Origin of the sequence: Streptomyces javensis (assembly GCF_039525925.1) — a bacterium.
GTDB lineage: Bacteria > Actinomycetota > Actinomycetes > Streptomycetales > Streptomycetaceae > Streptomyces > Streptomyces asiaticus.
In genome coordinates, this window is the sequence record NZ_BAAAIF010000144.1 from 1 (window position 1) to 10444 (window position 10444).

1 protein-coding gene is annotated in these 10444 nt (G+C 71.1%); it reads left to right on the forward strand.

The window, feature by feature from the left end:
• Positions 1-10444: SDR family NAD(P)-dependent oxidoreductase (locus ABD329_RS46585; RefSeq protein WP_344318112.1), on the forward strand; the 10444-nt coding region annotated here is incomplete at both ends.

Genomic DNA, 10444 nt, shown 5'->3' on the forward strand with positions numbered 1-10444 from the left:
GGTCTGTACGCCGCTGGCGTCGAGGTCGACTGGGCCGCCGTCACTGCCGACGGTGGTCGGGCGGTCAAGGTCGATCTGCCGACGTACCCGTTCCAGCATCAGCACTACTGGCCGAAGGTAGGGGCTGGTCGTGGAGACGCCTGGTCGGCTGGTCAGCAGCGTGTCGGGCACTCGCTGCTGGCGGCGGCGGTGTGGCTGGCCGTCGGCGATGGGCTGGTTCTGACCGGTCGTCTGTCGATGTCGGCGATGCCGTGGCTGGCCGATCATGCGGTGCACGGCACGGTTCTGCTGCCCGGCACGGCGTTCGTGGACCTGGCGGTCCACGCCGGTGACCTGGCCGGCTGCGGCGCCCTGGACGAGCTGACGCTCCAGGAGCCGCTGCTCCTGCCCGCCAAGGGTGGCGTGCAGTTGCAGGTACACGTGGGCGACAGCGACGACAGTGGTCGGCGGGTCGTCACGGTCTCTTCCCGCGAGGGAGAGGGCGAGTGGGTTCGGCACGCGGTGGGTGTGCTGGCCCCGGCCGGCAGTGAGCCCGTCCCTGCCCCGCTGGCTGTCTGGCCGCCGGCGGGGGCGGAGTCCGTTCCGGTCGACAACGCCTACGAGAGCTTTGCCCAGCGCGGTTACGGCTACGGGCCGGCGTTCCAGGGCCTGCGTCAGGTGTGGCGCGCCGGGGACACCGTCTACGCCGAGGCCGAGCTGCCACAGGTCATCGAGTCCGACGCGGCCGGGTACGGTATGCATCCCGCGCTGCTCGACGCCGCGCTGCACAGCCTCCTTGTTTCCGGCGCCAGCAATGGAAGTGGCGGGGGGACGGGTCTGCCGTTCGCGTGGTCGGGCGTGCGGCTGCTGGCGGGCGGGGCCCGTAATCTGCGGGTGGTGTTGGCCCGCAGGTCGGGCGCTGTCTCGGTGTCGGCGTTCGACGGTGCTGGCGAACCGGTGTTGCAGGTGCGGTCGTTGGCAATGCGTGAGGCTTCGTCCGGCCAGCTCAGCGGGGCCGGTCGCCAGGTGCGTCAGTCGCTGTTCACGGTGGACTGGGTTCCGCTGCCGGCGCAGGCTTCTGACGCTGCGCTGCGATGGGCGCGGCACGGCACCGAGGTGGCCCCGGTGGTCGTGGCGGCCGTGCCGGCTGCGTCGTCCGGAAGTTCAGCGCCGCAGGCGGCTCAGCAGGTTGCCGCGACGGTGCTGGGTTGGGTGCAGGAGTGGTTGGCCGACCCCGCGACCGACGACGCGCAGTTGGTGATCTGGACCGGCCAGGACTTGGCTGGTGCGGCGGTGACGGGTCTGATCCGTTCGGCGCAGTCGGAGCACCCGGGTCGTCTGCTGTTGGTCGATGTCGACCCGGCGGCTGGCCTGGACTTCGGTCGCGACGCCGACGTGGACGCCGTCCTGGCCGCGGCACTGGATGCCGACGAGCCCGAGGTCCGGATCCGTCCCGCCGCCGACGGCGCGGGGATCGCGGCCTTCGGCCGACGGTTGGCCCGCGCCAGTGAGCTGGCCTTGCCGAGTGGTTCGAACTGGCGGGTGGAGGTCGCCAACCCGGGTGACCTGGGCAGTGCCGCTGTCGTCGACGCTCCCGAGACCGAGGCTGCGCTGTCGGCTGGTCAGGTTCGGGTGGGTCTGCGTGCGGTGGGTGTGAACTTCCGCGATGTGGTGGCCGGTCTGGGGATGGTCTCGGACGGCCGGGTCCTTGGTGGTGAAGGCTCCGGTGTCGTGCTGGAGATCGGCCCAGGGGTGGACGGTCTGACGGTCGGCCAGCCGGTGATGGGTCTGGTGCCGGGCTGGGGTTCGGTCGGGATCGTGGACAGCCGCATGGTGGCCGCCATCCCGCAGGGCTGGTCGTACCAGCAGGCCGCGGCGGTGTCGGTCGGGTTCCTGACGGCGTTCTACGGGCTGTGGGATCTGGCCCAGGTCCGTTCCGGTCAGCGGGTGTTGATTCACGCCGGTACGGGTGGTGTGGGTACGGCTGCGGTGCAGTTGGCGAAGGCGTGGGGGCTGGAGGTCTTCGCGACCGCCAGTCCGGCCAAGCAGCATGCGCTGCGCGCGATGGGTGTTGAGGAGAGTCACATCGCCTCGACCCGTGATCTGGACTTCTGTGAGCGGTTCCTGGGCGTGACCGGTGGCGAGGGCATGGACGTGGTCGTCAACGCCCTTGCCGGGGAGTTCACGGACGCGTCGCTGCGGCTGCTGCCGCGCGGTGGTCAGTTCGTCGAGATGGGCAAGACCGACATTCGCAACCCCGAGCAGGTCGCCGAGGCCTACCCCGGGGTGGTCTACCAGGCGTTCGACCTGATGGACGCCGGCGAGCCGCGGATCGCGGAGATGCTGGCCGAGCTCGGGCCGATGTTCGAGGCTGGGACGCTGGTTCCGCCGCCGGTGACGTGTTTCGAGCTGTCGCAGGCGGTGGCGGCGCTGCGGTACCTCCAGGCGGCTCGGCAGGTGGGCAAGGTGGTGCTGAACGTCCCCGTCGAGTGGGACAGTCAGGGCACGGTGCTGGTCACGGGTGGAACCGGCACGCTGGGTGGTGAGTTGGCGCGGCACCTGGTGAGCGTCCGTGGCATGCGGCACCTGGTGCTGATGTCCCGTCGTGGCCCGGCCGCGCCGGGCGTGGCCCGTCTGGTGGCGGAGTTGGCGCAGTTGGGTGCGAGCGTGCGGGTGCAGGCCGGTGATGCCGCCGACCGTGACGGTCTCGCCTCGGTGCTGGCGCGGCTCACGGCCGACCGGCCGCTGACCGCGGTCGTGCACGCCGCCGGTGTGATCGACGACGCCACCGTGGAGTCGCTGACGCCCGAGCGGATGGCGCCGGTCATGGCCGCCAAGGTCGACGCGGCGTGGAACCTGCACGAGTTGACCGAGGGTGCGGGCCTGGCCGGCTTCGTGCTGTACTCCTCGGCGGTGGCTGTCATGGGCAGCCCGGGGCAGGGGAGTTACGCCGCCGCCAACGCGTTCCTGGACGCACTCGCGTCCTACCGTCGCGGCCGACAGCTGGTCGGCCAGTCGCTGGCCTGGGGTCTGTGGGCCCAGGCCTCGGAGATCACCGGGCACCTGGAGGGCGCGGGTCTGACCCGTCTGCGTCGCGGCGGCATCCAGCCACTGACGACCGAGCAGGGTCTGGCGCTGTTCGACGCCGCTGCCGCGCTGGGCGCGCCGCTGGCGGTCCCGGCCCGACTGGACCTGGCCGCGTTCTCCCGCGGCGGACGGCCGCTCCCTGCGTTGCTGCGAGGCCTGGCCGTTGGCGCTCCCGCCCGCCGGACCGCGGCCGTTGTCGCGGGCGCCGGTGGCTTGGCGGCCCAGCTGGCCGCGCTCGGTCCCGCCGAGCGCGAGCAGGAAGTCGTGCAGATCGTCCGGGCGGCTGCTGCTGTCGTCCTGGGGCATTCACACCCCGGGGACATCGATCCCCTACGGGCCTTCCGGGACATGGGCATCGACTCCCTGACCGGTCTGGAGCTGCGCAACCGGCTCTCGGCCGAGACGGGCCTGACCCTTCCCGCCACCCTGGTCTTCGACCAGCCGACGCCGGTTGAGGTCGCCCGGTACGTGGTGGCAGAGGCGTGCGGGACCGACGTAGCCGTCGGTGACACCGCCGTGCAGGTGGTCCGTGTCGGCACGGACGAGCCGGTGGCGATCGTCGGTATGGGCTGCCGGTTCCCGGGCGGGGTCGAGGACCCGGAGGGTTTCTGGCAGCTGGTCGCCGGAGGGACCGACGCGATGTCGGGCTTCCCGTCGAACCGCGGCTGGGAGATGCCGGGCCTGTCCGACTCCGGTGATGGGGCCCCGGCCTACACCCCGCTGGGCGGCTTCCTTGACGGTGCCGGTGAGTTCGATGCGGAGTTCTTCGGGATCAGTCCGCGCGAGGCGCTGGGGATGGACCCCCAGCAGCGGCTGCTGCTGGAGACCTGCTGGGAGGCCCTGGAGGACGCCGGCATCGAGCCGGGAACGCTGCGGGGCACCGACACCGGCGTCTACGCCGGGATCATCGCGTTGGGGTACCGGGTCGGTGAGCAGGACGGTGCCGGCGGCTTCGGGATGACCGGGACCACGGCGAGTGTGGCGTCGGGCCGGGTGGCGTATTCGCTGGGCCTTCAGGGCCCTGCGGTCTCGATCGACACGGCGTGCTCGTCTTCGCTGACGGCGATTCACCTGGCGGCGCAGGCGGTGCGGTCCGGCGAGTGCGGGATCGCGCTGGCCGGCGGCGTCACCGTGATGCCCACCCCGGGAACGTTCACGGAATTCGCGCGCCAGCGGGGCTTGGCCGGCGATGGCCGATGCAAGCCGTTCTCGGATGCCGCTGACGGCACCGGCTGGGGCGAGGGCGTCGGGATGTTGGTCCTGGAGCGGCTGTCGGACGCCCGTGAGCGTGGGCACCGGGTGCTGGCGGTGGTTGCGGGTAGTGCGGTGAACCAGGACGGTGCGAGCAATGGTCTGTCGGCGCCGAATGGTCCGTCGCAGCAGCGGGTGATCCGGGCTGCGCTGGCGAGTGCGAGGTTGCAGCCGGGCGATGTCGATGTGGTCGAGGCTCATGGCACGGGTACGGCGTTGGGTGACCCGATCGAGGCGCAGGCGCTGCTGGCGACTTATGGGCAGGATCGGCCTGAGGGCCGGCCGCTGCTGCTGGGTTCGGTGAAGTCGAACATCGGGCATACCCAGGCTGCGGCTGGTGTGGCTGGTGTGATCAAGATGGTGCAGGCGATGCGCCATGGAGTGTTGCCGCAGACGCTGAATGTGGACGCCCCGTCTTCGCATGTGGACTGGTCGGCCGGTGCGGTGGAGTTGCTGACCGAGCCTCGCGAGTGGCCGGAGGGCGCTGAGCCGCGTCGTGCGGGTGTGTCGGCGTTCGGGATCAGCGGCACCAACGTCCACCTCATCCTTGAGCAGCCCACTCAGGACATCCCTGTCCTGGATGCTCATGATCAGGATGTTCCGGACCCGGTGGGTCCGGTGGCATGGGTGTTGTCGGCGCGGTCCGGTGCGGCGTTGGCCGCGCAGGCGGGTCGGCTGGCGGAGTTCGTGGCTGACCGTCCCCAGGTCGCGGCCAGGGACCTGGCGTTCTCCCTTGCCGTCACCCGAACCACTGCGTTCTCCCACCGGCTGGCCGTCGTTGGCGATGGCCGTGAGCAGTTGCTGGAGGGTTTGAGTGCTGCGGCTGTGGGCCGGGCTGTGGCTGGTGTGGTGACTGGGACGGGTGGTGATGGTCGGGTTGGGGTGGTGTTCTCGGGTCAGGGTTCTCAGCGTGTGGGGATGGGCCTGGGCCTGTATGAAACGTTCCCGGTGTTCGCGCGGGCGTTTGATGAGGTGTGTGCTGGGTTGGAGGGGTTGCTGCCGGGGTCGTTGCGTGAGGTGATCGCGGCGGGTGGTGTGGAGTTGGATCAGACGGTGTTCGCGCAGGCGGGGTTGTTTGCGGTGCAGGTGGCGTTGTTCCGTTTGTGGTCGTCGTGGGGTGTGGTTCCGCAGTGTGTGGCGGGGCATTCGATTGGTGAGGTTACGGCGGCGTATGTGGCCGGGGTGTGGGATCTGGCGGATGCGTGTGCGGTGGTGGCGGCGCGTGGCCGTCTGATGCAGGAGCTGCCGGCCGGTGGGGCGATGGCGGCGCTGGAGGCGTCGGCGGAGCAGGTCGCCGGGCTGCTGGCCGGGCGTGAGGGGGTGGCGGTCGCGGCGGTCAACAGTGCGCGTCAGGTGGTGATTTCGGGTGTGGAGTGCGTGGTGGGGGAGGTGGTGGAGCTGTGGCGGGAGCGGGGTGGGCGGGTGCGCAGGTTGCGGGTCAGCCATGCGTTCCACTCGCCGTTGATGGATCCGATGCTGGAGGAGTTCGGCCAGGTGCTGGCTGGGGTGACGTTCCACGAGCCGCGTATTCCGCTGGTGTCGGGTGCGCCGGGTGCGGATGTGACGGATCCCGGCTACTGGGTGGGGCATGTGCGGGAGACGGTGCGTTTCCACGACGTGGTGGAGGCGATGCGTGCCCAGGGCATGAGCGTGTTCGCGGAGTTGGGTCCGGATGGTGCGCTGTCGGCGATGGCCGACACCGACACCTGGGTCCCGGCACTGCGCGCCGACCAGGACGAGGCGGAGACGGCACTGCGCGCACTGGCCGGTCTGTATGCCGCTGGCGTCGAGGTGGACTGGTCCGCAGTGTTCACCGGCAGGGCGCAGAAGGTTGCCCTGCCGACGTACCCGTTCCAGCGCCAGCACTACTGGCCGAAGGCAGGTGCCGGTCGTGGTGATGTTGCGTCGGCTGGTCAGCAGCGCGACGGTCACCCGTTGCTGGCGGCGGCGGTGTGGTTGGCCGAGGGTGATGGGTTGGTTCTGACGGGTCGTCTGTCGGTGTCGGCGATGCCGTGGCTGGCCGATCACGCGGTGCACGGCACGGTTCTGCTGCCCGGTACGGCTTTCGTGGACCTGGCGGTCCACGCCGGTGACCTGGCTGGCTGCGGTGTGCTGGAGGAGTTGACCTTGCAGGAGCCGCTGCTCCTGCCCAGCTCTGGTGGCGTGCAGTTGCAGGTCCACGTGGGTGGCAGTGACGGCGACAGCGGCCGGCGCACGGTGACGGTCTCTTCCCGTGAGGGGGAGGGCGAGTGGGTCCGGAACGCGGTCGGTGTGCTGGCCCCGGTCGGCAGTGAGCCCGTCCAGGCAGCGCTGGCTGTCTGGCCGCCGACGGGGGCGGAGCAGGTGTCGGTCGACGACGCCTACGAGAGGTTCGCTCAGCGGGGTTACGGCTACGGGCCGGCGTTCCAGGGCCTGCGTCAGGTATGGCGCGCCGGGGAGACCGTCTACGCCGAGGTCGAGCTGCCGCAGGCTGTCGAAGCCGATGCTGCCGGGTTTGGTCTGCACCCGGCGTTGCTCGACGCCGCCCTGCACAGCCTCCTTGCCGCCAGTGATGGCAGTGGCGGGGGGACGGGTCTGCCGTTCGCGTGGTCGGGGGTTCGGCTGCTGGCGGGCGGTGCCCGGCAGCTGCGGGTGGTCCTGGCCCGTGGGGCGAGTGGCGTCTCGGTGACGGCGTTCGATGGTGTCGGTCAGCCGGTGCTGGAGGTCCGGTCGCTGGCGCTGCGGGAGATACCGACGGCTCAGTTCGGCGGCTCGGCCCGTCAGGTGCGCCAGTCGCTGTTCACCGTGGAGTGGGTCCCGCTGTCGGCGCAGGCCTCCGACACCGCAGTCCAGTGGGCGCGGCACGGCTCCACGATCGCACCGGTGGTGGTGGCGGCCGTGCCGACTGCCCCGTCCGGGAGTTCGGTGTCGCAGGCGGCTCAGCAGGCTGCTGCGGCGGTGTTGGGTTGGGTGCAGGAGTGGTTGGCCGACCCCGCGACCGACGAGGCACGCTTGGTGTTCTGGACCCAGGGCGTCGCAGCCGGACAGGACTTGACCGGTGCGCCAGTGGCGGGTCTGATCCGTTCGGCGCAGTCGGAGCACCCGGGTCGTCTGCTGCTGGTCGATGTCGACCCGGCGGCCGGCCTGGACTTCGGTCGCGACGCCGACGTGGACGCCGTCCTGGCCGTGGCACTGGATGCCGACGAGCCCGAGGTCCGGATCCGTCCCGCCACCGACGGCGGGGGGATCGCGGCATTCGGCCGACGGCTGGCCCGCGCCGGTGAGCTGGCCTTGCCGAGTGGTGCGAACTGGCGGGTGGAGGTCGCCAACCCGGGTGACCTGGGCAGTGCCGCCGTCGTCGACGCTCCTGACACGGGCGCCGAGCTGGTGGATGGGCAGGTTCGGGTTGGTCTGCGTGCGGTGGGTGTGAACTTCCGCGACGTGGTCGCCGGTCTGGGTATGGTCGCGGACAACCGAGGTCTCGGTGGCGAAGGTGCCGGTGTCGTCCTGGAGATCGGCCCCGGTGTCACTGGCCTGACGGCCGGTCAGCCGGTGATGGGTCTGGCGCCCAGCTGGGGTCCGGTCGGGATCGTGGACAGCCGCCTGGTTGCCGCCATCCCGCAGGGATGGTCGTACCAGCAGGCCGCGGCAGTGCCGATTGGATTCCTTACCGCGTTCTACGCGTTGCGGGATCTGGCCCAGGTCCGCCCTGGGCAACGGGTGTTGATTCACGCTGGTACGGGTGGTGTGGGTACGGCCGCGGTGCAGTTGGCGAAGGCGTGGGGGCTGGAGGTCTTCGCGACCGCCAGTCCGCCCAAGCAGCATGCGCTGCGCGCGATGGGCGTTGAGGAAAGTCACATCGCCTCGACCCGCGATCTGGACTTCTGTGAGCGGTTCCTGGCCGTGACCGGTGGCGAGGGCATGGACGTGGTCCTGAACGCCCTTGCTGGGGAGTTCACTGACGCGTCGCTGCGGCTGCTGCCGCGCGGTGGTCAGTTCGTCGAGATGGGCAAGACCGATATTCGCAACCCCGAGCTGGTTGCCGAGGCCTACCCCGGGGTGGTGTACCAGGCGTTCGACCTGATGGACGCCGGCGAGCCGCGGATCGCGGAGATGCTGGCCGAGCTCGGAGGCATGTTCGACGCGGGCACCGTGACCCCGCCGCCGGTGACGACCTTCGAGCTGTCGCAGGCCGTGGCGGCCCTGCGGCACCTCCAGGCAGCCCGACACCTCGGCAAGGTTGTGCTCAACGTCCCCGTCGAGTGGGACAGTCAGGGCACGGTGCTGGTCACGGGTGGAACCGGCACGCTAGGCGGCGAGTTGGCCCGACACCTGGTCAACGTCCGTGGCATGCGCCACCTGCTCCTGCTGTCGCGTCGCGGTGCGGTCGCGCCCGGAGTCGCCCGCCTGGTCACCGAGTTGGCGCAGTCGGGTGCGGAGGTGCGCGTTCAGGCCGGCGATGCCGCCGACCGCGAGGGTCTCGCGTCGGTGCTGTCCAGGATCGCGGCCGAGCGGCCGCTGACCGCGGTGGTGCACGCGGCCGGTGTGATCGACGACGCCACCGTGGAGTCGCTGACGTCCGAGCGGATGGCCCCGGTGCTGTCGGCGAAGGCTGACGCGGCGTGGAACCTGCACGAGTTGACCGAGGACGCGGGCCTGGCCGGCTTCGTGCTGTACTCCTCGGCGGCGGCTGTCATGGGCAGCCCGGGGCAGGGGAGTTACGCCGCAGCCAACGCGTTCCTGGACACACTCGCGGCCCACCGCCGCGAGCGGCACCTGGCCGGTCAGTCGCTGGCCTGGGGCCTGTGGGCGCAGACCTCGGAGATCACCGGGCAGTTGGCCGGTGCCGACCTCTCCCGGCTGCGTCGCGGCGGCATCCAGCCACTGACGACCGAGCAGGGCCTCGCGCTGTTCGAGGCTGCTACTGCCCTGGGCACGCCGCTGGCGGTCCCGGCCCGACTGGACATGACGGCACTGGCACGCCCGGAACGACCGCTGCTTCCGCTGCTGCGCGGACTGGCCGTTGGCGTCTCCGCCCGCCCGACCGCGGCCGTTGCGGTGGACGCGGGTGGCTTGGCGGCTCGGCTGGCCGCGCTCGGTTCCGTCGAGCGCGAGCAGGAAGTTTTGCAGATCGTCCGAGCTGCTGCCGCCGTGGTCCTGGGCCACGCGCGCCCCGGGGACATCGATCCCCAGCGGGCCTTCCGCGACATGGGCATCGACTCCCTGACCGGTCTGGAGCTCCGCAACCGGCTCTCGGCCGAAACCGGCCTGAGCCTGCCCGCCACCCTGGTGTTCGACTACCCCGTCCCCCTGGACCTCGCCCGGCACCTGGTGACCGAGGTGTGCGGGACCGCCGAGGCCGCCGGAGCGGCCTCCGTGCCGGCGGTACGCCTCGGTACCGACGAGCCGGTGGCGATCGTCGGCATGGGCTGCCGCTTCCCGGGCGGGGCCGAGGACCCGGAGGGCTTCTGGCAGTTGGTCGCCGGAGGCTCCGACGCGATGTCGGGCTTCCCGTCGAACCGCGGTTGGGACGTGGAGGGCCTGTCCGACTCCGGTGACGCGGATACGTCGTTTGCCCCGGTGGGCGGCTTCCTGGCCGGTGCTGCCGACTTCGATGCGGAGTTCTTCGGGATCAGTCCGCGCGAGGCGCTGGGGATGGACCCGCAGCAGCGGCTGCTGCTGGAGACCTGCTGGGAGGCTCTGGAGGACGCGGGCATCACCCCGAGTTCGCTGCGGGGCAGCGACACGGGTGTCTACGCGGGCATCATCGCGTCGGGATATCGGGCTGGTGAGCAGGACGGTGCCGGTGGCTTCGGCCTGACCGGGACGACGGCGAGTGTGGCGTCGGGCCGGGTGGCGTACTCGCTGGGCCTTCAGGGTCCGGCCGTATCGATCGACACGGCGTGTTCGTCTTCGCTGACGGCGATTCACCTCGCCGCGCAGGCGCTGCGCTCCGGCGAGTGCGGAATGGCCCTGGCCGGCGGCGTCACCGTGATGGCGTCGCCCGGCACATTCACCGAGTTCGCGCGGCAGCGCGGCCTTGCTGCTGACGGTCGGTGCAAGCCGTTCGCGGAGGCGGCTGATGGAACCGGTTGGGGTGAGGGTGTCGGTGTCCTGGTGTTGGAGCGGCTGTCGGATGCTCGTGCTC